The following is a 26,727-nucleotide window of genomic DNA, read 5'->3' as shown; positions in this document are numbered from 1 at the left end:
ATATTATGCCTAGATCTATTATCCTTATCCTGCTGCTTGGTGCCTTGTCAGCTTGTCGGACGGCATCCAGCCTTGAAGAGCTTCAGGATTTTGACCTGGCCTCCAATCAGGTGTACTTCGCTCTTGCATCCGCCAGAAACATTCGCGCCTCAACAGATATATTCTGTCCGGTTTCAGCTGATGGTCAGTTCAAGACATGCGATGCTGCCGAAGCACCCTATGTTTTTTCAACATTCAAGACACCGCTCGTGGGATGGAGTGTCGTACCAGGGACTCGAGATTCTGTTTTTGTTGAAGACGGGATAACCAAATACGACATCCGCTCAACAACTTTCAGTTCGTCCGGCAAGTTTGCATTGGCCTATACAAAAGTTGGCGACCAGATACATGCTGCCAAAACCCAGACAACAACTATAGACATTCAATCCGGCGGCACCGTTTTTGTGCTGCATCCAAACGCGGACGATGACTTTGCAATTTCATCTGCCCGGTCTGCTTTTGAAAAGACATTTGGAAAAGAGCAGGCGGCTAACTTAAATTTCGTCACCGCAAAAATAGAACCCGTCGAGTGCACAACAGGATTCAATGTGTTCAAATTAAACAATGAATGCACAGTAAATCCCTGATACGGCCCCGAACTTGTTCGAGACCATATCCCGGTTAACATCACGCTTTCGCTGCGGTCACGATCATTTCGACCTTCAGTTCCGGACGGGCCAGTTTTGCTTCGCCACAAGCCCGTGCGGGAGCGTGACCTTCAGGGACCCAGGCATCCCAGACTGCATTCATCTCGGCGAAATCGGCCATATCAGCCAGCCAGATAACACACTGGAGCATGTGATATTTGTCACTGCCTGCCTGAGCCAGAAGGTCTTCCACCTTCTGGAGGATGGTTCGGGTCTGGTCGGCAACGGAATCCCCCGCTGTACCGACCTGCCCGCAGAGATAGATCGTCTCGCCATGGATAACGATCTTACTCATGCGCTGCCCCACTTCAAGGCGCTCGATAGACATGCTCACCACTCCTGTCAGGCTGACTTCTTCTGCTTTTTCTCGGCCACGCGCAGCACATGCGAGAATTCGGAATCGTAGAGCGCGGAATCTCGGAAATCCACCTCGGCCAGAGACGGACCAACAAAGATCAGTGCCGTGCGGGTGATCTTCTCATCGCGGATTTTCGACTGAATGTCTTCCAGCGTTCCCTTGATGAACATCTGGTCCGGCCAGCCGACCCGATAGGCCACGACAACCGGGCAATCGGCACCATAGAGCGGGATCAGCTTACGCTGAATTTCACGCACATTGCGGACGGACAGATGGATTGCCAGAAGAGCACCGGATTTGCCCAGAGTCTCAAGGTCCTCGCCTTCCGGCATGGAGGATGACTGCATAGCCGTACGAGTAAGGATCACGGTCTGGCAGATCTCCGGAACCGTCAACTCCTGACCGAGCGCTGCGGCTGCGGCCGCATAGGCGGAAACGCCCGGTGTGATGTCGTAGTCGATCCCCAAGGCCTTCAGGCGACGGATCTGCTCGGCAATGGCGCCATAGAGAGACGGATCACCTGAGTGAACACGGGCCACATCCCGGCCGGCGTCATGGGCTTTCTTGATCTCTTCAATGATGGCATCAAGATGCATGGGAGCCGTGTCCAGAACCAGAGCCCCCTCTGGCGCACACTCAACAACCGCTTCCGGTACGAGAGATCCCGCATAGAGGCAGACCGGGCAGCTTTCAATCAGGCGACGGCCCTTGACGGTGATGAGATCCGGGTCTCCGGGCCCGGCGCCGATAAAGTGAACGGTCATTCTGCTGCTTCTCCGTTGGCATCGCCTGATGAAGACGGCGCATCGATTTTCTTGGCGTAACCACGCGGTGTATAGACATGCCAGCCACCGGAACCGGTATCAAAGGTCTGGGACTGGGACGAGCCAACCAGAACCACGGTCAGCATATCCACTTCATCCACTTCAAGCGAACCAAGTGTCCGGCGTTTCAGCTCTTCTGTCGGGCGGCCAAGGTTGGACGCCAGAACCACAGGCGTGTCAGCTGGCCGCTTTTCGAGCAGGATTTCCCTGGCACGCGCCAGCTGGGTTCTGCGGCGCATGGAAACCGGATTGTAGAAGGCCACGACAAAATCACCCTCTGCAGCGGCTTTCAGGCGCTGTTCAATGGTCTCCCACGGGGTCAGCAGGTCTGACAGGGAGATGGTGCAGAAATCATGCCCGAGAAGCGCACCTGCACGAGCAGACGCTGCCTGCAGGGCGGAGACACCCGGAGCATTGGTGATGCTGACACGGCGAGCAGACGAGCTCACCCCGCCATTGCTCTCATCCCGGTCCAGCAGTTCCATGACCAGAGCGCCCATGGCATAGATGCCCGCATCGCCTGAGCAGATCAGCGCCACATTCTTGCCCGTGCCAGCTTGTTCAAGCGCATAGCGGCAGCGATCTTCCTCACCACCGAGCGGGAAATCAGACCGCTCTTTGCCTGCGGCCAGATCGCCGAGCAGATCGATATAGAGACCGTAGCCCACCAGTTCTTCAGCTTCAGCCACAAGGCGGGTTGCTTCAGGCGTTCGCCAGGCGGCCTGCCCCGGGCCGATACCGACCACGGACAGATGGCCACGGATGCGACCGATCGCATCTGTATCAAGCGGCTCCGGCGCACGCGCCACAGCAGCTGTTGCCCGCTGTGACTTGATTTTCGGCGCGATCAAGTCTCCGTCCTGTCCGGCACCGGCCAGTGCAGCCCCTTCAGAAACCCCATGACAGCCGACTTCCGAGAACACCACATCAGACGGGTTTGCCAGCTTTGACGTTTCCTCTTCAAGGCGGGCCGCCGGGAAGAACCGGGCTTCAACACCAAAATGCGCTGCGGCCTGATGGATAGCGGCTTCATCCGCCTTCACATCAATGGAGGCAATCGCCGCTAGGGACTGCGGAGCCAGATTATTGTCTGACAGGATCTGTTCAGCCAGCGCAATCACCTCATCTGCGCCTGCACCACGTTCACACCCAAGCCCCAGAACCAGGGTCTTGGTGTGGTAGACCAGCGTTGATGCATCACCCTCTTCGCGCCGATCTGTTGCCTTCAGCACCAGATCCGCACTGTCATCGGAGGCAAGGCCGTTTTCCTCAATCCATGGCAGAGCGCCTTCAAGACGCACCGGCGCACCATCCAGCATTTTTGCCATAACAGGGCCGGCAGCGCGCTTGTTGGCAAGCTCCCATCCGGCGGGCGGTGTATCAAGAGCCAGCTTGAACCGGCATTCACCCGCAGTTGTGATCGCAGCAGTGCCGGAGATGATCCCGGCAATCTGCTGTGCCAGATCATTGGCACCACGGTGCCCACCCAGAAGCGGCACCACTGCGCCACCATCACGGGCAACCGACAGAACCGGTGGCTCCTGCCATTTATCGTCCAAAAGAGATGCCAGAGCCCGGATGACAATCCCTGATGCACACAGCGCGATAATCGGCTGACCAGCCTTGAACAGGGATTGCAGATGGGTCGTGGTGTCAGAAAACACCTGATCCGCATCACCAAGACCGGTTTTCAGATGCAGTTCAGAACCGTTCAGAGCCCCATGCAGGGTTTTAGCCACATCAACTGCACTCTGGGTCAGCACAACAATGGCCGGATTGGTCAACCTGTCCATAGGCGACTCCCATCATAAATCAGAATCATAGAGAAATAGGGAGCGGAATCCTCCCCCACATCAGCAAGCGGGCAAAGCTTCTGGTTTTCCAGAGTGGCCCGCTCCACATAGGCGGCCCGGTTGGTCAGACCCAGCCGTTCAATGAGCGCGCGAATGCGCGGAAAATGCCGCCCCACCTTCATGATGGCAGCAGCATCTGTTGACTTCAGCCGGGCTTCTATCGCTTCATCATCGAGCGGGCCTGGAATGATGGTCAGCACATCATTGCGGCCCGCAAGCGGACGCCCATACATAGACGCACAGGCCATCAGGGACGAGACCCCGGGCACCACTTTCACTTTGAACCGGTCTGCCAGGCGATCATGCAGATACATGAAGGAACCATAGAAGAACGGATCCCCTTCACAGAGAACCACAACCGTTTTTCCCTGATCCAGAACAGCCGCAATTTCTTCCGATGCTGTGTCATAGACATTCTGTGCGGGAAACCGCTCTGGCCGCATCGGGACGATAATCGGCATTTCCGCAGCCCCATCAGGGATATGCGGTGACGCAATTTCACGGGCAAAACTCGGCCCCGTATCCGGTGCCGGATAGACAATCAGATCCGCTTCCCACATCAGGCGCGCAGCCTTCAGGGTCAGCAGCTCCGGGTCACCAGGCCCGACACCCACACCATAGAGAATTCCACTCATTCCCTATCTCAACTCCTGTTCACATGCGGCTTTGTCAGCTGCCATTGCGTCACCGGCATGAACGGTCGCCAGCCGTGGAACGGGCCGACCGGTTCTGCTCGGGAGACAGCAATGCGGCTGAGTTCACCGCCAAAACGATTAAAACACTCAAGAAGAACGGTTTCACTTTCAAGCGTCACAGCATTGGCCACCAGAACACCTCCCGGTCGGAGCCTGTCCTGGCACAATTCCACCGTTTCAAAACTCAATCCGCCACCAATAAAGACCGCATCCGGCTGTTTCAGACCATCAAGCGCTTCAGGAGCGCGCCCTGTCACCACCTCAAGGCCCGGCGCACCAAGGGTGGCCGCATTTTCAAGGATCATCGCCCGCCGTTTTTCAAGCGGTTCGATGGCGATAGCACTGGCTCTGTGAGCCGCGCGCATCCATTCAATGGCGATTGACCCGCAGCCAGCCCCCACATCCCAGAGGCATGCGCCCGGATAGGGCTTGAGACGCGCCAGGGTCGCAGCCCGCACTTCCTGCTTGGTCATTTTGCCATCATGGCTGAAAGCCTCATCCGGCAAGCCGGGGCAACGACTGTGGAACGGCGCATCCGCGGGACACTGAATGGCCAGCGTATTGAACGGTGTCACGTCAAACGCGAACGCGCTGGCAGCGCTCGTCTGAACCTCCTCGCGGTCCCCGCCCATATGATCCAGAACCGTCAGCCGGGCATCACCATATCCCAGCTCAACCAGACGATCTGCAACAGCCTTCGGCGTTGTTTCATCTGCTGTGAGCGCAAGAATGCGTGCACCGGGATAAAGCCGGGCATTGAGGAGATCTAGAGGACGGCCATGCAGGGTCATCGTCTCACATTGATCAAGAGACCAGCCGAGACGGCTCGCCGCCAGAGAAAAGGCGGATGGTGACGGCACGATCAGCATATCATCTGCTGAAAAAACCCGCCGCAGGGTGGCACCAATGCCGAACCACATAGGGTCACCTGTGGCCAGCACTACAACAGACCGTCCCTGCCAGTCTTTCAGGCGCTCGACCATATCGGATAGGGGTGACGTCCAGGGATGGCGTTCTGCCCTGCCATCGGAGAGAAAGGCAAGGTGCCGTTCACCGCCGACAACGATATCTGCTGCGTCCACAAGCGCGCGCGCTGCAGGGCTGAGACCAGCACAGCCATCATCACCAATGCCGATGACTTTCAGCCAGCGTTCGCTCATGAAACAGCTCCCGCCCCGATAGCCAGAGCATTGACAGCTGCCGCCGCATAAGCCGAACCGCCCTTGCGTCCGTGCAAGGTGATGAATTCAAGACCGAGATCGCTCTCCGCTAGAGCCTGCTTCGATTCAGCGGCACCGACGAAGCCGACCGGGAAACCCAGAATAACAGCGGGCTTCGGCGCGCCCTTTGCGATCATTTCCAACAGGTAGAACAACGCAGTCGGCGCATTGCCGATGGCCACTACAGCGCCATCAAGTCTGTCCTGCCAGAGGTCAACGGCTGCAGCTGAGCGCGTATTGCCGATTTCCAGCGCGCGGGGACGCGTCCGCTCATCCTCAAGCATGCAGAGAACCGGATTAGAGGCCGGGAGAACCCGCTCGATCACTCCCATGGCGACCATGCGGGCATCACAGAGGATTGGCGCACCCGCTTCAAGCGCTGCACGGCCTTTTGTGACGGCTTCGTCTGTGAAGGCCAGATCGTCCGCAATTTCAGGGATACCGGAGGAATGAACCAACCGCTGCACCATACCGTGCATGGATTCCGGAAACTGGCTCAGATCCACCGCATCGCGAATCTGGCGAAAGCTTTCTTCATAAATCGCTGCCGGATCGCGAATATAGTCAAACATGTCCGTCGTCACTCTGCTTTCCAAACCCGCGCACACGTTACGCTCCCCTTGGCCCTTCAAAGGCTTCTTTTCAGATGATGCGAGATCTGGGCCGACCCCGTCATCATCAGGTTGAACGGGCCGGGGCATGCGCCAAAGGCCGCTGGTGCGGCCGGACACGTGTCACCGGACAGTTCCAGAGTTGACGCCCGGAATGGGTCCGCCTCACTGGACTCTCTTGCAGCCCCGTTCAAGGGGCACCGTCCATGCTTTCCTTTAGACGATTGCCGCGCAAAACAACAGACAGAATCCGCCTATATCAAGGACCATAAAGCACCAGACCTTTAACCTGAATTGGCGGTGGTGCTTTAAGAGTTTATTTCTAAGCGAGCTTTTATCTGAAAAGTCTGTCAACTTTTCAGAAGCACGCTGTAGGATTATCATCGGGATACAGGACACACCTTCCCCAATTGCGACAGAAACAAAGCGCGGGGCGACAGTGCGGGATCGAGTCTCAGTGACCGGAACAGCCGTTTCAGGGATTGGGCCAGATGATGTCATCCAGCACCCAGGCCAGATCTCCGGTGAACCGAGCCTGCAGCTTCTCCCTGATGACTGTCTCTGTTGTCAGAGCCAGCTTCTCGGCCAGTTCCGTATGCTCACCCTGACGGGCTGAGACAGCCATATCCCGGAAGAACCGGCCACGGGGCAGACGGCGGATAGTCATCTTCTGCATCAGGCTTTCGTTCTGCAACAGGCAAAGAGGTGTCGTGATGCACCACCCAAGCCCTTCCGAAACCGCAACAAGCTGACCCACGGCCAGATCAAACTCAAGGGACACGGGCAGATCCAGCCGTAATCTCTGCACCTGCCGCTCAACCATACGTCCGATAGAAGACCGCAAGGAGAAACGGATAAAGGGATGCTCGGACAGAGCCTCCAGCTCCCCGTCATGATCCGCCAGGCGGTTTGGCAGGGCGAGCACGAAGGGCTCGCGGATGAACGGCACAATCTGGAAGCGATCCCCCGGAGTATCTTCAAGGCTTGTGGTGATGGTGAGATCAACCGTGCGCCCGGAGAGAGCGGAATAGGCATCGGAATAGAATTCCGACCACACTCGCCAGCGACGCGCTGATGAGGTCAGGCGACTGACAACCTGTGGAATCACCGTACTGGCAATACTGTCAGCCACAGCCAGGGTAATATCCGGCAGCGGCTGACCTGATGTTCCCCGGGTCGACTGAAGAGCATCACCGGCATCCAGCAGTAACGCGCGAGCTGAGGCAAACAGCGTGCTGCCCGCCGTCGTCAGTGCCATCGGACGCATGGAGCGGTCAAGAAGCTGGGTGCCGACTGCTGCTTCCAGATTGCTGATAATCTGGGAAATGGTGGACTGGGTCAGACCAAGCCGTTGAGCCGCCTCGGTCATCGACCCATGTTCGGACACAACGAGAAATATTCTCAACGCTTTCAGGTCAAAGCCCTGCGGGAAGTCCATTTCTCGTGCCCCTGCCCGTCACTATCTGCCCGTGATTGCCCGGCTCTGTCAGCCGACCGGATCTCCGACACGATAGCCGTATTCAAGCGCCGCATCCGTGACCCAGTGCCACAAGGATAATCCGAAACCACGGAAGACATAAAGATCGAACACAGTTTCATCCCGTCTGTGGACAAGAGCAGACAGGGCCTCGAGACTGGCCTGGGCCGCTTTTCCATGAGGGAAGACGCTGGTGTGGAAATCAATCGCGATCCCCTTCTGCAGAATCTCGACCACTGGGTCACCTTCAACCCGCACACCCGCACGGGCATGGCTCAGATCCGTAACGCATGCTTCTTCCGGCTTGAAACGGGCGGCCAGTTCCGCATGAAGACCAGGCCGGTTGGACACAGCCAGATAACGCCCCGGTGCTGTCAGCATCAGTGACCGCTCATCCACATGCCGGGCATCACAATAAGCCTTGGGTGCTTCAACACCCATAACAGCGGCCAGTTCAGACGCCACAAGTTCGTTGGTTTCAGGCCATGCGCCCACCTGCACAAAGCTGGTCGGTCGCAGCTCGGACACGGTTATTCTGGCCGGGGATGCGCCTGCGCCCTTTCCGGCAACAGCAACATGCTCAAGAGGAAAATGGAGATCAGACATGCATCCGGCTCCCTTCTGGATCATAAAAACACGGATCGACAATTTCGACCGGCTGATGCCTGTCTTTCAGCGGATAGGTGGCATAAAGCGTCTCGCCATGACGAGCCCGGCCATTCTCCAGAAACGCCAGGGCAATATACTGCTCTTTGACGACGCTGTAGCAGGGCGATGTCACATGACCGAGGCTCTGGGCCGGCTGCTGCAAAGCGCTGTTGGCAACCAGATGGGACCCGGCCAGAAGCTCCTGTCCGTCTTTTGACATCAGACCCACGAGCTGATGGCGGCCCTCTGCCTGAAGTGCCGGGCGCTGATGCAGGACACTGCCGACAAAAGGCTTTTTCTTCGAGGCAAGACCGCCAAGACCCATGTCATCGGCTGTGGTGCGTCCGTCAATCTCGGCATGGGTCACATGACCCTTCTCAACACGCAGCACATTCAACGCTTCTGTTCCATATGGCTCAATGCCGAAGGACTGCCCGGCTTCCATCAACTGCTCCCAAACGGACAGGCCGAAATGCGCAGGCGTAAACACCTCGTAGGCCAGCTCACCCGAGAACGACAACCGGGCAATGGTCACAGGCGCGCCGTTGAGACTACCCGTGCGGATCGCCATGAACGGAAACGCTTCGTTGGAGAAATCAACATCCGTGATGACAGATGAAAGGAGCTCGCGGGACTTTGGTCCGGCCACAGCCTGACCCGACCAATGATCGGTGACACTGGTGAGCTGAACCTTCAGGTCCGGCCAGGCGGTTGCCAGCAGGAACTCAAGTTCCTGCATCACAGTAGCAGCCGCTGCTGTTGTTGTGGTCATCAGAAACTGGTTTTCCGACAGACGCCAGGTGGTGCCGTCATCATAAACCAGCCCGTCATCACGGAACATCAGACCGTATCGGGCCTTGCCCACAGGCAGTTTGGCAAACGCATTGGAATAGACCCGGTTGAGGAACTCTGCTGCATCCGGGCCCTGAACATCGATCTTGCCCAGTGTAGAGACATCGACCATGCCGACCCGCTCACGCACAGCGCGGGCTTCGCGAGTGGCTGCTGCCTCCAGATTTTCACCCGGCCTGATATAGGCCTGCGGCCTGCGCCAGAGCCCGACAGACACCATGCGAGCCCCTCTGGCTTCATGCCAGTCCTGCGCTGCCGTACGCCGCTCGGGCAGAACCTCATCGCCCACCTCACGACCCGCAAGCGGGCCCAATGCCACAGGCGTATAGGGCGGACGGAAGCGAGTTGTGCCCACATCATCAATCTTGGCGTCACGGGCAGCGGCCATGATAGCAAGGCCGTTGACGTTGGACGTCTTACCCTGGTCCGCCGCCATGCCCAGCGTGGTATAGCGCTTCAGGTGTTCAACGGACCGGAAGCCTTCCTGATTGGCCAGACGCACGTCGCTGGCTTTCACATCATGCTGGAAGTCGACAAACTTCTTGCCCTTGCCATTTGGCGAAGGCACCTCATAGAGCGGCAGGGGAACCATTGACGCTTCAGCCCCTTCAACGACAGGGGTGCTGTCTTCCGAAATCGGGAAACCGGCATCGACAGCCGCAGCCTGACCTGCGGCCTGGCCTTCCTCCAGACAGGCTTTCAGTGAAAACGCGCCATTGACAGAGCCAGCAGAACGCCAGCCCTTGCCAGCTGTTTCAGCAGGAACAAATGCACTGATATCCTCACGGAAAACCGGCTTGTCGCCAGCCTGACTGACCAGATGGACACTCGGTGTCCAGCCACCAGACACACCCAGAGCATCAACAGAGACAGCCTTCGCCGGGCCTGTCAGACGTTCCCCCATCGCATCATAAGGAGCCACATGGATGGTCTTCAGTGCCTTGCCGCCTGACGCTTCTGCCACAACATGACCTGGGTAGAAGGTAATGCCCTTGCCCTGCAAGGCTTCCGCATAGGCAGCTGGCATCTCCTTGCGCGGATCGATGATCGCCGTCACCGGCACACCCGCCTCGACCAGAGCCTGAGCCGTTGCCCATCCGCCATCGTGACAGGTGAAGATTGCGACCGACCGACCGGCACTGACACCATAGCGCGCCGCATAGCGTTGCATGGCATCTGCCAGCATGACACCTGGCGTATCATTGCCCGCAAAGACCAGAGGCCGCTCAAGAGCACCGGAGGCGATGACCACCTGAGCTGTGCGGATGGTCCAGTATTTCTGGCGTGGCACCCCTTCACCGGGAACGGCCACATGATCAGCGACCCGTTCAACAGCTCCAAGCGTGTTGTCATCGTAATAGCCAAACACAGCAGTGCGCGGCATGATGCGGACGCTTTCAAGCTCTGCCAGCCTGTCCAGTTCCCGGGACGCCCAGTCCGCAGCAGGCAGTCCATCGATAGTCTGGCTTTCTTCCGGCAGTGCACCACCCAATGTGGCGGAATCTTCGGCAAGAATAATCCGTGCACCGGATGCAGCTGCGGATCTGGCAGCCATCAGGCCCGCAGGGCCGGAGCCAACCACCAGCACGTCACAGAACAGATTGCCGCGCTCATAGCGGTCCGGGTCTGCTTCACGTGACGCATTGCCAAGGCCAGCCGCATTGCGGATGAAATGCTCGAAGAACATCCAGGCTTTCGTGCCCTTCTTGAACGGTCCGATAAAGGTCTTGTAGTAGAAGCCCGCCGAGAAGAATGGCGAGAACAGGCTGTTGACCGCCATGAAGTCAGTTTCAAGCGACGGCCAGGCGTTCTGGCTCCTGGCTTCAAGCCCGTCGAACAGTTCAATCACCGGCGCCTTGGTATTGACCTCGGCCCGGGCACCTGAGCGCAGGGTTACCAGCGCATTAGGCTCTTCCGGCCCGGCTGACAGCACACCACGCGGGCGGTGATATTTGAACGAGCGACCGAACAGCGTCTGACCGGAGGCAAGAAGGGCGGAAGCCAGTGTGTCACCGGTCAGACCTGTATGCGCTCTGCCATCAAAGCTGAAACGCAGGCTTTTTGAGCGGTCCAGATTACGACCGCCAGAGGAAAGACGGAAACCTGCCATTATTCTGCTCCCTCTTTTCCAGCCCAGGGACCAATCAGTCTGGTTCCGGCAAATTCATGGGTCGCTGTGTTCCGGCGTGCCTCAATAAACGAACGGCAGCCCTGGCTGTGATGCCAGATCTCATCATGCCAGCCACGAGGATTGTCACGCTGGAAGACAAAGGCATACCAGTCTTCGCTGGTGTCGTTGTCCATCTCAGGGCGCTTGATTGTGGCATCGCCCAGATAGGTGAATTCGCGTCTGTCGCGTTTGCCGCAGCAAGGGCAGTCTATCAACATGGTTTTCTCCCTTACCCTAGTGCAGCCACGGCTTCGGACCGGCACCACGCTCATCGATCGTGGCACCTGTGCGGAAGCGGTCCAGTGACAGAGGCGCGTTCAGCGCGTGCGGTTCATCCCTGGCAATTGTCCAGGCAAAGCACCAACCGGAGGCGGGCGTTGCCTTGAAGCCGCCATAGCACCAGCCGGTATTCATGTAGAGGCCATCAATGGGTGCCTTGCAGATGATCGGGCTGCCATCCATGGACATATCCATGATGCCCCCCCAATTTCTCAAGAGCCGCACACGCGGCAGGCTCGGGAAATAGGTGGCGAAGAAGGACGCCAGATGTTCGATAACCGGCAGGCCACCACGCTGGGCGTAGGAGTTGAACATGTCGATATCCCCGCCAAAGACAAGACCACCCTTGTCTGACTGGGAGATATAGCCATGGCCGACACCGAAGGTCAGCACCGTATCAAGGAACGGTTTCAGCGGCTCAGATACATAGGCCTGCAGTACATGGCTCTCTATCGGCAGGCGCTCCAGTCCTGCCTTGTGCAGAACCAGGGAGGAACTGCCCGCAACAGCCACGCCAACCTTACCGGCCCTGATCGCGCCACGGGTGGTTTCCACCCCGGTGATCCGGCCTGTTTCATCCTTGATGAACCCGGTCACTTCACAGTTTTCGATGATGTCCACACCACGCCGGTCCGCGCCGCGCGCATAGCCCCAGGCAACCGCATCATGTCGCGCGGTTCCAGCCCGTGGCTGCATCAGACCACCAAGGATCGGCCAGCGCGGGTGATTTGTTTTCAGATGCGGGACAATTTCCTTGATCTGGTCGTCGGTCAGCATTTCTGCATCCACACCATTCAGGCGCATGGCATTACCACGTCGCGCCATCGCTTCAAGCTGTCCCGGCGTATGCCCCATATTGATGATGCCGCGCTGGGAGAACATCACATTGTAGTTCAGGTCCTGAGACAGATCTTCCCAGAGCTTCAAGGAATGCTCGTAGAACGGCTCGTTGCCGGGCAGAAGATAATTCGACCTGACAATTGTGGTATTCCGGCCAATATTACCGGAGCCGAGATAACCCTTCTCAATCACCGCCACATTGGTGATGCCGTGTTCCTTGGCCAGATAATAGGCTGTCGCCAGACCGTGACCACCACCGCCAACGATCACCACATCATAGCGCTCCTTGGGTTCAGGAGACCGCCACGCCTCTTTCCAGTGCCTGTCTCCCGACAGGGCATTCTTCAGAAGCGAAAATACCGAATAGTCCGTCATGGATAACCCCGAACTCGTCCAAACTGGATAAGTACTCTAGGCATAACGGGGGATGGGATGGAGAATATCGAAATCTCCACTGAACAGTATCGAGGATAATGATAATCAGACGTCAGCCATCCGGCTGTGCAATCCACCAGATATTCTGGCAGGGGTCGGTTATTCCAGCCATCCAGTCCCCGTGCGGCCTCTTGTTGGGCTCCATCAGGGATGTTCCGCCATGCGCAAGAGCCACGGCATAAGTCGTCTCCACATCATCCACATAGAGATGCATCTGCGAGACATTCGGCCGATACTCAGCCGTACTCTGGTTCAGCATCAGAAGGGAATCCCCGATCCGGATCCGCACATGCTGGACGGTACCGTCCTCGTAGCGGTTTTCCTTTACAACGATGCCGCCAAAGACCGTAGATACAAATGCGATGAGCCTGTCTGCATCACGCACCGTGAAATAGGGTGTCATCGCATATGGCGGGTCTGATGAAACAAGATCTTTGGACATGGATCAGCTCCAAACCTGTGTGGTTTAAATCAATTCACTTACGGAACTCACAAGCGTTCAATCCAGAATGCCTGTCAACGAGGCTCTACCAGAAGCGATAGGGTGCGATAGCCGCAAGGATGCGGCCACGGGCCGGGACAGGCTCACCAAAACTCTGGCTCATCAGAATATCGGCAGCCATCAGCGATGACATGATACCGTGAGAGGCATGAGCGGCGGATACCAGCACCCTGTTGCCGGAAAGACTGCCAACAAGCGGCATCCGGTCCCTGCAGACAGCGCGAACACCCGCCCAGCCGCCTGTCACATCGTCACGGGTCAGCGGCACCTCCGGCTTCACAAGCGTGTTGTATCGCTCGAGATTGGCCAGATGGTCATCCTCCCGGACATCCGTCTCATCAAAACCCGATGCAAAGGTCGACCCCAGAACATGGAAGCCGTCAGAACATTCAGGTGTCAGATAGCCACCAAAACAGAGATTGCGCCGCCTCCCGTTCCGGGGCCTGATCCAGCTGACCTGCCCACGGACCGGATTGACAAAGGGGGCGTTGGAAAACAGATCCCGAACTCTGTGACCAACCGCGAGGATAATCAGATCCTCATTCAGCTCATCCAGCATTTCCACCCTGCTGTTCAGATGAACATCAGCGCCTTCTGACAGACGGGCACAGACCTTTTGCGGTGAGACACAGCCACCATCGGGGAAGACAAGATCCTCTCCCTCCAGATGGATATGATCCGCGTGCCAGCCGAGATTGTTGATATAGCCGTCGAATTTCCGCGCCTTGCCAGCATCCAGTCGCAGGTGATGATTGCCCGGCATGGAGAAATCCACGTCCGGCAGGTCAGACAGAACCCTCAGCGCATTGGCATAGGCGGAGGTGAAATATTCCGACTCAATACTCGGGCGCGCGGTCAGCTTCGGATTGATCATGCCAAGTCGCCCTCCGGACCCGCCGGAGGCCAGCGAGGGACCCGCTTCATAAAGCGAAACAGACGCGCCCCGCTTGCAGGCATGCCAGGCGAGCGCTGTTCCTGCCAATCCTCCGCCGATAATGGCGATGGAGCGGGGACTGGTCACCATGACGCGCGGCTTGCCCTTCTGAAACCGGCCTCTGATCATATGGCGCTTGCGCCCGAAACCGGGCAGGCGGTCCACTGAGAACCCGACCTCTTCCAGACCACGCCGCACCTGCCCTGCCGCCGTAAAGGTCGCATAGGTGGTTTCCGCATGGCTGAGCCGGGCCATCTGCTGGAACAGATTATCAGACCACATGTCGGGATTTTTTTTCGGCGCAAACCCGTCAAGAAACCAGGCGTCGACAGGTACGTCAGTCGACGCGAGCGCATCATCCACATCAGAGAACCACAAGGTCAGGGTAACCTTGTCTGTCAGATACAATTTGTGAGGCCCGGGAACACGCAGGGGATACAGCGCCAGAAGGCGGCTCAGCTTTTCACCGAAGGCACCCTGCCAATGATGGAGGGCATCCCTGATCTGAGCACGAGACAGGGGATATTTCTCCACTGAAATGAAATCCAGCCGCTGATCCGGTCGGGCCGTCTCTTCAAACAGAGCCCAGGCCGAGAGCATATTGAGGCCCGTGCCAAACCCGGTCTCGAAAATTATAAAGTGCTGTGTCCCGCCAAATGCCTCCGGCAGGTGATTGCCATCCAGAAACACATAGCGCGTTTCAGCCAGACCATCTTCGGCTGAGAAATAGACATCATCAAACTGCTCAGACCGGAGAACCGGGTTTCCATCCTCAGTCATGACCAACCTGCTTTCGTCAAGAAGGAAAGAACGTCTCTTTTTTTGGAAATACGCTGTAACAAAACAACAAACCGGCCGCCAGAGGCAGCCGGTTTATCATGCTCAAATTCTGAACAAGGCTACTCCGCAGCTTCATCCATATAGGCTTCAAGCGGCGGACAGGTGCAAACCAGATTGCGGTCGCCAGCCACATTGTCGATCCGTCCGACCGGCGGCCAGTATTTGGAATGACCGTCAACCCCGTTGGGGAAGTACGCCTTGGCCTTGTCGTATGGAAGCGCCCATGGCTGCATCAGCAGATCATAGGTATGCGGTGCGTTGTGCAGAACATTGTTCTCTGCATCTTCTTCACCGGCTTCCACTTCCCTGATTTCCTGCCGGATGGTCAGAAGAGCATCGGCCAGGCGGTCAATCTCCCGCTTCGCCTCACTCTCAGTCGGCTCAATCATCAGAGTTTCCGCAACAGGCCAGGACATGGTCGGTGAATGGAACCCGAAGTCAATCAGGCGCTTGGCAATATCCTCAACCGTGATGCCGCAGCTTGGACGGAAATCCCGGCAGTCGAGAATACATTCATGCGCGACCCAGCCGCCCTCACCCGTATAGACAATCTCGTAGCCCTCAGACAGGCGCTTGGCGAGATAGTTGGCATTGAGAATGGCAAGCTGGGTTGCCCGTTTCAGGCCATCCGCACCCATCATAGCAATATAGGCCCAGGAAATCGGCAGAATGGATGCAGAGCCCCAGGGTGCCGCTGCGATCTGGCCAAGGGTGGCTTCATTGCCTGCAGCAGGGTTCACGCCGTGCACCACATCATGGTCCGGCAGGAACGGAGCCAGATGGGCTTTCACGCCAATCGGACCGACACCCGGACCACCACCCCCATGCGGGATGCAGAAGGTCTTGTGCAGGTTCATGTGGCAGACATCCGCTCCGATCTCCGCCGGTTTGGCAATGCCCACAAGCGCGTTGAGATTGGCGCCATCAAAATAGACCTGGCCGCCATTATCATGGACGATAGCACAGATATCTCTGATCGCAGTTTCATACACACCATGGGTGGATGGATAGGTGACCATGAGGGCTGCCAACGTATCCTTATGCGCTTCTGCCCGCTCTTTCAGGTCATCAACATCCACGTTGCCATTGTCATCACATTTGACCACAACCACCTTCATGCCAGCCATGGCCGCGCTGGCCGGGTTGGTGCCATGAGCGGAGGACGGAATGAGGCAGATATTCCGTTCCATATCACCGCGGCCTTCATGATAGGCCTTGATGGCCATCAGACCGGCATATTCGCCCTGGCTGCCCGCATTTGGCTGCAGAGAGACTGCATCAAAGCCGGTGATCGTGCACAGCATATCCTCAAGCTCTTCAAAAAGCTGCTGATAGCCCTGCACCTGCTCAAGCGGAGCAAAGGGGTGAATATGCGAGAATTCCTTCCAGGTGATCGGAATCATCTCGGTGGTGGCATTCAGTTTCATGGTGCATGACCCAAGCGGGATCATCGCCCGATCGAGCGCGATATCCTTCTCCCGCAAATGCCGCAGATAACGCAGCATTTCAGTCTCGCCATGGTAGATGTTGAAGACCGGATGGGTGAGGAACGGACTCTCACGCTTGAGATCACCGGTAATCACCGGCTCGACTGTCTCGTCCAGCGCCACGATTGAAACGCGTGACAAGGCCTTTGAAGAGAAGCAGGACCAGATCCGCTCCACTTCCACCCGGCGTGTGGTTTCATCAAGCGAAATCCCAACATGATCCGCATCGACCGCCCGGATATTGATCTTCTTCTCCCGAGCGCGGGCGGCAATACGCCAGGCCTGGCCGGGAACACGGACCGTGATCGTGTCGAAATAGGAACAGGTCTCAACCGTAGCCCCCAGCTCGCGCAGGCCTTCTGCCAGAATCCGGGTCAGTCTGTGAATGCGCCGGGCAATCCGGGTGATCCCGTCCGGCCCGTGATAAACCGCATAGAATCCGGCAACAATCGCCAGAAGCGCCTGAGCCGTACAGATATTGCTATTGGCTTTCTCACGCCGGATATGCTGCTCGCGGGTCTGCAGGGCCATGCGCAGGGCCCGCTTGCCGCGACTGTCCACGGAAACACCGATAATCCGACCCGGAACAGTCCGCTTGAACGCATCCCGTGTTGCAAAGAACCCAGCGTGCGGTCCGCCATAGCCCATGGGAACACCAAAGCGCTGGGCGCTGCCGATTGCGATATCAGCTCCCAGTTCAGCCGGCGGTGTCAACAGCGCCAGAGCCATCAGATCGGTAGCTATAACCGCCAGTGCCTTGTTTTCATGCAGGGCATCAATCACCTTGCGATGGTCACGCACCTGACCGCTTGAACCCGGATAAGACAACAGGGCTGCAAAGACCTGTGACGGATCGAGGTCCGTTTCCGGATTACCGATGATGATCTCTATCCCGAACGACTTGGCCCGGGTTCTGATCACGCTCACCGTCTGGGGGTGGGTGTCTTCATCGATGAAAAACGTATTGGCCTTGGATTTGGCCGCCCGCTGGGCCATGGCCATGGCTTCCGCTGCTGCCGTTGCTTCATCAAGCAGGGATGCGTTGGCCAGATCAAAACCGGTCAGGTCCATCACCATCTGCTGGAAGTTCAGCAGAGCTTCAAGGCGACCCTGGCTGATTTCCGCCTGATAGGGCGTGTAAGCTGTGTACCAGCCCGGGCTTTCCAACACATTGCGGAGGATAACGCCCGGCGTGATGGTTCCGTGATAACCCATGCCGATCATCGAGGTGAACACCTCGTTGCGGGAGGCCATCTTGCGCAGGTAGGACAACGCCTCACGCTCGCTTCTGACCGGAGGCAGCAAAAGGGGTTCATGATCGGAACGAATGGCGGACGGGACCGCCTTGTCGATCAGATCATCCAGGGAAGAGGCGCCGATTGCGACCAGCATCTCCTCAACCTGTTCATCACCGGGGCCGTTGTGGCGGCGAATGAAATCATCCGCAGCTTCCAGCTCGGTCAAACTTGTCTCTTTTGTCATGGCAGGATCCTGCTCAAGCGTCAGCGATAAAGGCTTTATAGGCGTCTGCATCCATCAGCTCGTCCAGCTCCGCGCTTTCCGAAACCTTGATCTTGCAAAGCCATGCGCCCCCTTCCGGATCTTCGTTCAGAGATGCCGGGGCATCCTCCAGAGTGCCATTCACTTCAAGAATTTCACCGGCGACCGGCGCATAGATCTCACTGGCGGCCTTCACACTCTCGATGGTGCCGATTTCGTCACCCTTATCGAATTCCTCACCCGCCTCGTTGACCTCAACGAACACAATATCACCCAGCTGATCCGCCGCATGCTTGGTGATACCGACTGTTGCTGTATCTCCTTCAACACGGACCCACTCGTGCTCTTCAGAATAATAGATGGCCATTCTGCTTGCTCCGTTCAGCGTTTGTAGTTTTGTTCAACGAAAGGAAGTTTGGCCACGCTTGCCGCGCGTGCCTTTTTACGAATGAGAAGCTGGATATCCATGCCTGGCTGCGCATAGGCCGCTTCCACATGCCCCATTGCGACCGGACCGCCGACTGTCGGACCGAAACCGCCGCTTGTAATGATGCCGATAACGTCTCCGTCCATATTCAGTACCTCTGTTCCCTCACGGGCCGGTGCCGGACCGTCAGGTTTGATACCAACCAGCTTGCGCGCCGGACCGTCTGCAAGCTGGGCCTGGATAACATCTGCTCCCGGGAAACCGCCTTCTTCCCGGCGTCTTTTGGCAATCGACCATTGGAGTCCGGCTTCAATCGGTGTGGTTTCCGTCGAGATATCATGACCGTACAGACACAGCCCGGCTTCAAGGCGCAGGCTATCACGGGCCCCAAGGCCTGCCGGAAGCACTTTGTCGTGACCGAGCAGAATCCGGCTCAGATCGATGGCCCTGTCTGCTGGCATAGAGATTTCATAGCCATCTTCCCCGGTATAGCCGAGCCGGGAAATCCGGCATGGAATACCCGAGACATCTGCTTCGATTGTTTCCATGAAAGAGAGACTGGCCGCCTCCGGGCAGAGGGATGCCAGCACCGCTTCGGACGCCGGACCCTGCAGGGCAACAAGCCCCCGGTCCGTGAGCTCCGTCAATGTCAGATGACCCGGCAAATTGGCACGCATATGGGCAATGTCAGCATCCCGGCATCCGGCATTGACCACCACGAACAGATAGTCACCGGCATTCGACACAATCAGATCATCCAGAATCCCGCCCTCGGCATTGGTGAACTGGGTGTAACGGGCCTGACCGGGTTTAAGGCCCGTGATGTTGCCCGGCACCAGAGCCTCCATGGCTTCAGCGGCACCCTCGCCTTCAATGATCACCTGGCCCATGTGGGACACATCAAACAGAGCTGCCTGCGTCCGGCACTGTTCGTGCTCTTTCAGAATTCCCGCAGGATATTGCACAGGCATCGACCAGCCGGCGAAGTCGACAATCTTGCCGCCAAGCTCCACATGCAAATCATAAAGAGGCGTTCGTTTCGGGTTTTCTGTCATGCTGTCCACTCCTGTACGCCCCTGCTGCATGACAGCGCGAACAGGGTCGACATCTCAGACTTGCCGCCGGATCTTCGGAGGGAACCGATGGCATTTTGGAATCAGCTCTCAACCTACCCTATCATGACTTTGAAGCTTCGAAACATGGGCTGATGTCACGAAATCAAGATACGATCTGCCAGAGCTGACGGCCACAGCCTCGACGGCATCCCATCAGGACTGTTTCCTATTTCGCCGACAATGTAGCGTATCGGAAACTTTTGCGCAATATAGAGATTGAACAGAATGGACGTTTACTGCGGTAGATTGAGGCTGGCCTCAGCATGGCCCTGAGAATCAGCATGACCCTGAGAACCTGTGCAGTCCCTGTCACCCCACCTGAGCAGAACCTTCTATGACGGTATACTCAGGCCACGTCCTTGACCGGAATCAAAAAGGCCGAACACATGTTCGGCCCCACTCTTGTAGAACGTCTCAATCCGGTGCTGAGACCCAGAGGATCAGCGCATCCTCTTTGCTGGTCGAGATACAGGCATGCCCCATACCGCTGTCATAGTAGACGGAATCTCCAACACCCAGAATGACCGGTTCATAGAACTCCGAGTAGAATTCGATTTCTCCCTCAAGAACCAGCAGGAATTCCTCGCCATCATGGCGGATCCAGTCTTCAAATTCCGAGAAATCACGCGCGTGAATATGACTCTTGAAGGGCACCATACGACGGCTGGTCAACGCGGTACAAAGCAGCTCATGCCCATAGGTCGGTGTCGGATGATGACGGCCTTCACCTGCCCGGGTCAGAGTTCTGCGCCCGCTGGCCTTTTTCTGTCGCGATTGCACAAAAAGCTGCGGGATGCCGATATTCAGACCGGCTGCCAGTTTCTGCATCACGTCGAAGGTCGGTGACATCTGGTCGTTTTCGATCTTTGACAAGGTCGATCGCGCCAGACCGGTTCGCTGGGCGGCCTCTTCCAGAGTCAGCTCGTTTTTGCGGCGCACTTCCCGAACACGCTTTCCGAGCTTCAGGGGCTCAAGGTTCCGCTCAACATTGTCGATTACGGATCTCGGAGACAATTGCTCGTTTTCTGCGTCACGTGCCATTGAGTATTTTGCCCTTCCCAAATGCCGACTGAATCGACTGTCTTACAGCGTGCTCTATGTCTTTGATGACGCGAGTTGTTTATCGCCAAACCGGTCCTCACTTTGGCGCAACACGCTCTAAAGCACCATCACCAATTCAGGCTAAAGGTCCGATGCTTTAGTTTGAATCCTAAACCCGTTCCATCTGACATGCCAATGCAAAGCGGAAATGTCAAACTGGTCTACTAGGGTTCAGATCCAGGTCTCTCGAAAAACAAAAGCCCCGGCTCGGGAAAAGCCGGGGCTCAGATTATTCAGGGCGGGTCCTAGCGGTTCCCGCTGTGCAGCCATTAGTCCGGCTGGGCAGCATGTGCATCCAGGCCTAATGTGCTGACGATCTTGCGGATCGCCGGTTCATGAGCACCCAGTTCGGACGTTGTCAGATTGCCCGTATCGGGAAGCTTGTGAGCAATACCCTTGTGACAATCGATGCAGGTTTTCTCACCACTGACCACGAACCGTTCATGAGCCTCCGCGGCACGCGGGCTCTGACGGGTGAAGTCCATGGAATCCTGGCTGTGACAGTTCCGGCATTCAAGAGAATCATTGGCCTTGAATCTGGCCCATTCATGCTGAGCCAGTTCCAACCTCTTGGCCTCGAACTTTTCCGGCGTGGAAATTGTGCCGAAAATCTTGCCATAGACCTCTTTTGAAGCCGCCATCTTGCGGGCCACCTTATCCGTCCAGTTATGGGGCACGTGGCAATCAGGACAGCTTGCCCGAACACCTGACCGGTTCGAATAGTGGATGGTCGTCTTCAGCTCGGCATAGACGGTCTCACGCATCTCGTGACAGCTGACGCAGAAGGCTTCTGTATTGGTGACCTCCAGAGCGGTGTTGAACCCGCCCCAGAAGATAATCCCTGCAACAAAGCCCCCGATGGTCAGAAAGCCGAGACTGTAGTGGACGCTGGGTGTGCGGATGATCCGCAGCATGTTCTTCAATGCAGACCACATGATACGGCTCCTTACTGATCCTGAGATTGTCTGAGGACCGAGTCCACATCGACAAACTCGTTCTCGACCAGTGGCCGTGCTTCGCTCTGCGTCACATGGCACTGGTTACAGAAGTAGCGACGTGGAGAGATTGAGGCACGGAACTGGCCATCCCGATCCATGAAGTGCGTGATGGAAACCATCGGCGCCTGGGATTCCCCAACCGCGGTACGGCTGTGGCAGGTCATGCACTTGTTGACATTCTTGTCGACCTGATAATTGTCGGTCTTGTGCGGGATAAGCGGTGGCTGTTCGGGATAGTTGCGGACCTGACGCAGGTCCGAATTGACCACTTTCGGGATTGCTGGTGCATCAATACTTGGTGCCAGATCCTTGCCGCGGAGTGTGGCGATATTGTCTTCCGCATAAACTCCGATGCCGAAGGTGGTCGTCAGAACAAGGGCGGCCAGTCCGGCTGTGCGGATAAGGGAACGAAGATATGTCATGGCGTGCCTCATACAGCTTCAATCTTGACCGCACATTTCTTGAAGTCGGTCTGTTTTGAAATCGGATCTGTTGCGTCCAGGGTGACCTTGTTGATCAACTGGCTGGCATCAAAGAACGGAACAAAGACAAGGCCCTTCGGCGGCTTGTTGCGACCGCGGGTCTCGATCCGGGTGATGATCTCGCCACGGCGGGATTTCACACGGACTTCCGTTCCACGACGGAACCCACGCGCCTCTGCATCGTCCGGGTGCATGTAGCAGACCGCATCCGGATAGGCCTTGTAGAGTTCCGGCACACGCTGCGTCATGGAGCCTGTGTGCCAGTGCTCAAGAACACGTCCGGTGCAGAGCCAGAAATCATATTCATCATCCGGCGCTTCAGCCGCAGGCTCATATGGCAGGGCAAAGATACGCGCCTTGCCATCCTTGTGGCCATAGAACTGGAAACCGCTTCCCGCTTCCACATAGGGATCGGACCCTTCACGGAACCGCCACTTGGTTTCCTGGCCATTGATCACCGGCCAGCGAAGACCGCGGACCTGATGGTAGGTGTCGAAATCAGCCAGATCGTGCGCCTTGCCGCGACCGAAGGTGGCGTATTCCTCAAACAGGCCTTTCTGCACATAGAAGCCGAAATGCTTCGATTCGTGGTTGCCGTATTCAGAATTAAGTTCATCCACCGGATATTTGTCGACAACACCGTTGGCAAACAGCACGTCAAACAGTGTCTTGCCGCGATATTCCGGCTTCTTGGCAATCAGCTCTTCCGGCCAGACCTCTTCAACCTTGAAACGCTTGGAAAACTCCATGGTCTGCCAGACATCGGACCGGGCCTCGCCCGGAGCCGGGATCAGCTCATGCCAGAACTGGGTCCGCCGCTCTGCATTGCCATAAGCACCTTCCTTTTCCACCCACATGGCCGTGGGCAGGATCAGGTCGGCAGCTTGGGCCGTCACCGTCGGATAGGGGTCGGACACAACGATGAAGTTGTCAGGGTTCCGGTAGGCTGGAAGGGTCTCTTCCATCATGTTCGGAGCAGCCTGCAGGTTATTGGTGACCTGAATCCAGTAGGCGTTCAGCTTGCCGTCTTTCAGCATCCTGCTCTGCAGGACAGCGTGGAAACCGGGCTTCGGCGGGATTGTGCCTTCCGGTAACTGCCAGACCTTTTCCGCATACGCACGGTGTTCCGGTTTCTTGACCACCATGTCGGCAGGCAGACGGTGCGCAAATGTACCCACTTCGCGAGCCGTACCACAGGCAGATGGCTGACCGGTCAGAGAGAACGGTCCATTGCCAGGCTGGGAGATTTTACCGGTCAGAAGATGGATGTTGTAGATGAGCTGGTTACACCAGACACCGCGGGTGTGCTGGTTGGCGCCCATGGTCCACAGGGACATCACCTTGGTATTCGGATCAGCATAGAGCTCGGCAAGAGCTTCCAGGCGGTTGGCCGGAACACCGGACAGCTCGGACGCATATTCCAGCGTGTAAGGCTCGACAAAAGCAGCAAACTCTTCATAGCTCGCCTCTTTTGATCCACCAGCCTTGTCCGCATTGGCGGCTGCCTGCTGAAGCGGATGCTCAGGACGCAGACCGTAACCGATATCGGTATTACCGATACGGAAGTTGACGTGCTTGGAAACGAAGTCCTCATTCACCTTGCCGGACTTGATGATGTGTCGGGCAATATAGTTGAGGATGGCCAGATCCGTCTGCGGTGTGAACACCATCGGGATATCGGCCAGATCGTAGCAGCGATGCTCATAGGTGGACAGCACAGCAACCTTGACGTGGTCATGGCTGAGACGCCGGTCCGTCAGACGGGTCCAGAGGATCGGGTGCATCTCCGCCATATTGGATCCCCAGAGCACAAAGGCGTCTGCGTGCTCGAAGTCATCATAGCAGCCCATCGGCTCATCAATACCGAAAGTCCGGATGAAAGCGCCCACGGCAGATGCCATACAGTGACGGGCATTGGGGTCAATATTGTTGGAGCGGAACCCGGCCTTCATCAGCTTGGAGGCCGCATAGCCTTCCCAGACGGTCCACTGGCCGGACCCGAACATGCCAACAGAGGTCGGACCTTTTTCCTTCAGGGCCTTCTTCCATTTTTCGGCCATGATATCAAAAGCTTCGTCCCAGGAGACCGGTTCGAAATCGCCATTCTTGTCGAACACGCCATCCTTCTTGCGCAGAAGCGGCTGGGTCAGACGGTCCTTGCCGTACATGATCTTGGAGAGGAAGTAACCCTTGACACAGTTGAGGCCCTTGTTGACCTCACACTGGACATCGCCATGAGTTGCCACAACTCGGTCATTCTTGGTTGCGACCATGATGGAACAGCCCGTACCGCAGAAGCGGCAGGGAGCCTTTGACCATTTCAGATCTGTCTTGCTGGCATCCGTTACCAGATTAGATGCTTCAGCCGGGACGGACACGCCAGCCGCAGCAGCAGCAGCGGCCACGGCCTGAGCCTTGATCACATCGCGTCGTGTCAGTTTTGTCATGAGCGAATCTCCTCATTGTGCCCGTCGGGTCCCGTGTCGGGCAGTATTTCATCGAGATTGGTGGTGTCTGATTGGTGGAAGATCAGGGAGGCTGCGACGACACCATCCAGTTTCTGGATAGCGTTCAGGCCTTCGGCGATCTCCGCCTCGCTATGGGCTTCGAGTGTGACGATCAGCTTGGAGGGCACCGGCTGCCGGGCAACCTCCGCTCCTGTGAGAGCGGCAACCTGCCCGCTCACCTGATCCACATTCTCAGGTTTTACAGTGACAAGCAGGCTGGAAATATGCCAGGCGTCCTGATCATGGGTCTCGATCTGCGTCGCATTACGCATTCTGTTGACCTTCCATTCTATCGGTAAGTGTGATGGCATTCGTCGGGCAGGACACGAGGCAGGCTCCGCAACCGGTGCAGTCTTGTTCGGTCACCTGAACCGCACCAACCGGACGGACCCGCAGGTCAAACCGGAGAGCGCGCGGCTCGCAGGCATCCGTGCACAGGCGGCAATCCACAGAGGTTTTGAGGAAGCAGCTGTCACCAATCTGCGCGGTGAGCGACCAGGGTGCTTCGTTGAGATCGAAGACCGCTTCGGCACAGGCTTCGGCACACCGGCCGCAGAACGTGCATTCACTGATGCCTGTCTTGACGTATGGCCTGCCGCCTTCCGAGAACAGAATGCCTTCAGGGCATTGTTCTATGCATCGGCCACAAGCCGTGCAGTCGGATGCAATCCGCTGTTCCGTTGCCCAGGGCGGGCGAAGCGGACTGTCTGCATCTGCGCGAAAGCTCCGGCGCAAAAGCGCCCGGCGTGAAATCCCGGCCATGTTGGTATCCTCACACAGTCGGGGGGCCAAACAGCAATTGTGACATCCAGATGAGGAAGCCGTAGCCTCCCACAAGAATGACGCTGATCAGAGGTGCCAGAACAACAGCGAGGAACAGAAAAGCCCGTCGCTCTTTTTTCTGACGGCCTTCTTCAAGCTCGTTGTCTTGAGTGCTTTGAACGTGTGCCATACGTCTCTCCGTGCCATTGACCGGCGCGGAAGAAGTACAATCCATGCCAGTATGTCGGGGACGGTAGACAGGTAAGACAGGTGCTGCCTTGACTTATGACAAATCTGCACAAAAAATGGGCAGATGCGCACAATAAAAGCGGCTCGCCAGCGTCAAAGATCACTATAAACTGTCTGAGAAAAGGATGGTGGGCGTGACTGGGATTGAACCAGTGACCCCTACGATGTCAACGTAGTGCTCTCCCGCTGAGCTACACGCCCATCCTTAGATCCGCCGTGCGGCGGTGAAAGGGGATATATCCCCTCTTTCTGATCGGCGCAAGAGCCGATGTTCCGATAATTGGGGAAAAATCAGGCTGCCAGCAGGCGGTCCACTTCCTGCACCAGTTCACGCAGGTGGAACGGCTTGGACAGAACCTTGGCATCCTTGGGTGCGTTGGAATCCGGATTAAGGGCAACAGCGGCAAATCCTGTGATGAACATCACCTTCAGATCCGGATCAAGCTCGGTGGCCCGGCGCGCCAGCTCAATGCCATCCATTTCCGGCATGACAATATCGGTCAGCAGCATGGTGAAGGGCTCTTCACGGAAGCGGTCATAGGCACTGCGACCATTGTCAAAAGACACAACGTCATAACCGGCATTCTGCAGAGCCTTCGCCAGAAAGCGCCGCATATCGTTGTCATCTTCCGCAAGCAGGATGCGTGTTGTCATATCGCTGTCGAGTTCCATACCGTCAAAGCCTTTCGTCCGGCGCAGAGAACCGGGTTTTGTCGACCATGTCAATCTCTCCGGGCCACAAGGACCCATCACAAAGAATGCTCCCCATTTACGTCTGATTTGGGTAAACATAGAGTGAAACAGAGCAAATAAATTTGTCGAAGAGTGGACAAATGGCAGGCGAATTGGCACCATCGCGGCATATTTTTGGAAAG

The 26,727-nt window shown here is 57.0% G+C and carries 25 protein-coding genes and 1 tRNA gene; 1 reads left to right on the top strand and 25 read right to left on the bottom strand.

Annotated elements, in window-relative coordinates:
* Positions 1-5: 5 nt before the first annotated feature.
* A complete protein-coding gene (locus RA157_RS08210) occupies positions 6-626 on the top strand; it encodes a hypothetical protein (protein WP_350335975.1) in 621 nt (206 codons plus the stop codon).
* Positions 627-666: 40 nt separating this feature from the next.
* Here the strand turns inward: RA157_RS08210 and RA157_RS08205 are convergent, their stop codons facing one another.
* The 25 genes from RA157_RS08205 to cpdR all read right to left on the bottom strand — a co-directional run bounded on the left by RA157_RS08205 (position 667) and on the right by cpdR (position 26,506).
* On the bottom strand, positions 667-1,014 hold the full coding sequence (locus RA157_RS08205; protein WP_350335974.1) for a RidA family protein: 348 nt from the start codon (positions 1,012-1,014) through the stop codon (positions 667-669).
* Between the two features lie 14 nt (positions 1,015-1,028).
* Entirely contained in the window at positions 1,029-1,808 is a 780-nt protein-coding gene (gene cobM / locus RA157_RS08200) for a precorrin-4 C(11)-methyltransferase (RefSeq protein ID WP_350335973.1), read from the bottom strand.
* Positions 1,805-3,661 (bottom strand): precorrin-3B C(17)-methyltransferase, encoded by a 1,857-nt coding sequence (gene cobJ / locus RA157_RS08195; protein WP_350335972.1) that lies wholly within the window; start codon positions 3,659-3,661, stop codon positions 1,805-1,807. The genes cobM and cobJ overlap by 4 nt, the downstream gene beginning before the upstream one ends.
* Complete coding sequence (gene cobI / locus RA157_RS08190; protein ID WP_350335971.1) at positions 3,649-4,356, bottom strand: precorrin-2 C(20)-methyltransferase; 708 nt, start codon at positions 4,354-4,356, stop codon at positions 3,649-3,651. The genes cobJ and cobI overlap by 13 nt, the downstream gene beginning before the upstream one ends.
* An 8-nt stretch (positions 4,357-4,364) precedes the next feature.
* Positions 4,365-5,576, bottom strand: coding sequence for a precorrin-6y C5,15-methyltransferase (decarboxylating) subunit CbiE (gene cbiE / locus RA157_RS08185; protein WP_350335970.1), 1,212 nt, complete (start codon positions 5,574-5,576; stop codon positions 4,365-4,367).
* The gene (locus tag RA157_RS08180) at positions 5,573-6,208 is read right to left on the bottom strand and encodes a precorrin-8X methylmutase (protein WP_350336174.1); all 636 of its coding nucleotides are present in this window, start codon (positions 6,206-6,208) and stop codon (positions 5,573-5,575) included. The genes cbiE and RA157_RS08180 overlap by 4 nt, the downstream gene beginning before the upstream one ends.
* A gap of 514 nt (positions 6,209-6,722) precedes the next feature.
* Complete coding sequence (locus RA157_RS08175) at positions 6,723-7,685, bottom strand: LysR family transcriptional regulator (RefSeq protein ID WP_350335969.1); 963 nt, start codon at positions 7,683-7,685, stop codon at positions 6,723-6,725.
* Positions 7,686-7,733: 48 nt separating this feature from the next.
* On the bottom strand, positions 7,734-8,330 hold the full coding sequence (locus tag RA157_RS08170; protein WP_350335968.1) for a sarcosine oxidase subunit gamma: 597 nt from the start codon (positions 8,328-8,330) through the stop codon (positions 7,734-7,736).
* The gene (locus RA157_RS08165) at positions 8,323-11,334 is read right to left on the bottom strand and encodes a sarcosine oxidase subunit alpha family protein (protein WP_350335967.1); all 3,012 of its coding nucleotides are present in this window, start codon (positions 11,332-11,334) and stop codon (positions 8,323-8,325) included. Before RA157_RS08165 ends, RA157_RS08170 begins: the two co-directional genes overlap by 8 nt.
* Positions 11,334-11,612, bottom strand: coding sequence for a sarcosine oxidase subunit delta (locus RA157_RS08160; RefSeq protein WP_350335966.1), 279 nt, complete (start codon positions 11,610-11,612; stop codon positions 11,334-11,336). Before RA157_RS08160 ends, RA157_RS08165 begins: the two co-directional genes overlap by 1 nt.
* A gap of 16 nt (positions 11,613-11,628) precedes the next feature.
* On the bottom strand, positions 11,629-12,888 hold the full coding sequence (locus RA157_RS08155; RefSeq protein ID WP_350335965.1) for a sarcosine oxidase subunit beta family protein: 1,260 nt from the start codon (positions 12,886-12,888) through the stop codon (positions 11,629-11,631).
* A 112-nt stretch (positions 12,889-13,000) separates the two neighbouring features.
* Positions 13,001-13,390 (bottom strand): VOC family protein, encoded by a 390-nt coding sequence (locus RA157_RS08150; protein ID WP_350335964.1) that lies wholly within the window; start codon positions 13,388-13,390, stop codon positions 13,001-13,003.
* Between the two features lie 85 nt (positions 13,391-13,475).
* Positions 13,476-15,164 carry a tRNA (5-methylaminomethyl-2-thiouridine)(34)-methyltransferase MnmC2 gene (mnmC2, locus tag RA157_RS08145; protein WP_350335963.1) on the bottom strand — a complete coding sequence of 563 codons (1,689 nt, stop codon included), beginning with the start codon at positions 15,162-15,164 and terminating at the stop codon, positions 13,476-13,478.
* A gap of 119 nt (positions 15,165-15,283) precedes the next feature.
* Complete coding sequence (gcvP, locus tag RA157_RS08140) at positions 15,284-18,193, bottom strand: aminomethyl-transferring glycine dehydrogenase (RefSeq protein ID WP_350335962.1); 2,910 nt, start codon at positions 18,191-18,193, stop codon at positions 15,284-15,286.
* A 13-nt stretch (positions 18,194-18,206) separates the two neighbouring features.
* Positions 18,207-18,578 (bottom strand): glycine cleavage system protein GcvH, encoded by a 372-nt coding sequence (gcvH, locus tag RA157_RS08135; protein WP_350335961.1) that lies wholly within the window; start codon positions 18,576-18,578, stop codon positions 18,207-18,209.
* Between the two features lie 14 nt (positions 18,579-18,592).
* Positions 18,593-19,693: a glycine cleavage system aminomethyltransferase GcvT gene (gcvT, locus tag RA157_RS08130; protein WP_350335960.1), complete on the bottom strand. Its 1,101-nt coding sequence runs from the start codon at positions 19,691-19,693 to the stop codon at positions 18,593-18,595.
* Positions 19,694-20,167: 474 nt separating this feature from the next.
* Positions 20,168-20,794 (bottom strand): helix-turn-helix domain-containing protein, encoded by a 627-nt coding sequence (locus RA157_RS08125; RefSeq protein WP_350335959.1) that lies wholly within the window; start codon positions 20,792-20,794, stop codon positions 20,168-20,170.
* A 329-nt stretch (positions 20,795-21,123) separates the two neighbouring features.
* Complete coding sequence (locus RA157_RS08120) at positions 21,124-21,789, bottom strand: NapC/NirT family cytochrome c (protein ID WP_350335958.1); 666 nt, start codon at positions 21,787-21,789, stop codon at positions 21,124-21,126.
* A gap of 11 nt (positions 21,790-21,800) precedes the next feature.
* Positions 21,801-22,274 carry a nitrate reductase cytochrome c-type subunit gene (locus RA157_RS08115; RefSeq protein ID WP_350335957.1) on the bottom strand — a complete coding sequence of 158 codons (474 nt, stop codon included), beginning with the start codon at positions 22,272-22,274 and terminating at the stop codon, positions 21,801-21,803.
* A gap of 8 nt (positions 22,275-22,282) precedes the next feature.
* Positions 22,283-24,781, bottom strand: coding sequence for a nitrate reductase catalytic subunit NapA (gene napA, locus RA157_RS08110; RefSeq protein WP_350335956.1), 2,499 nt, complete (start codon positions 24,779-24,781; stop codon positions 22,283-22,285).
* Complete coding sequence (locus RA157_RS08105; RefSeq protein ID WP_350335955.1) at positions 24,778-25,113, bottom strand: chaperone NapD; 336 nt, start codon at positions 25,111-25,113, stop codon at positions 24,778-24,780. Before RA157_RS08105 ends, napA begins: the two co-directional genes overlap by 4 nt.
* Positions 25,106-25,603: a ferredoxin-type protein NapF gene (gene napF, locus RA157_RS08100; RefSeq protein ID WP_350335954.1), complete on the bottom strand. Its 498-nt coding sequence runs from the start codon at positions 25,601-25,603 to the stop codon at positions 25,106-25,108. The genes RA157_RS08105 and napF overlap by 8 nt, the downstream gene beginning before the upstream one ends.
* A gap of 10 nt (positions 25,604-25,613) precedes the next feature.
* Positions 25,614-25,793: a periplasmic nitrate reductase, NapE protein gene (gene napE / locus RA157_RS08095; protein ID WP_350335953.1), complete on the bottom strand. Its 180-nt coding sequence runs from the start codon at positions 25,791-25,793 to the stop codon at positions 25,614-25,616.
* A gap of 185 nt (positions 25,794-25,978) precedes the next feature.
* Positions 25,979-26,053, bottom strand: a tRNA-Val gene (locus tag RA157_RS08090).
* 90 nt (positions 26,054-26,143) lie between these two features.
* Entirely contained in the window at positions 26,144-26,506 is a 363-nt protein-coding gene (gene cpdR / locus RA157_RS08085) for a cell cycle two-component system response regulator CpdR (protein WP_350336173.1), read from the bottom strand.
* Positions 26,507-26,727: the final 221 nt, after the last annotated feature.

The sequence above is a fragment of the Coralliovum pocilloporae genome (genome assembly GCF_030845175.1).
Taxonomy (GTDB): Bacteria; Pseudomonadota; Alphaproteobacteria; order Rhizobiales; family Cohaesibacteraceae; genus Coralliovum; species Coralliovum pocilloporae.
The sequence above is the reverse complement of the archived record's forward strand: the minus strand, read 5'-3'. Positions and strand labels throughout refer to the sequence as shown.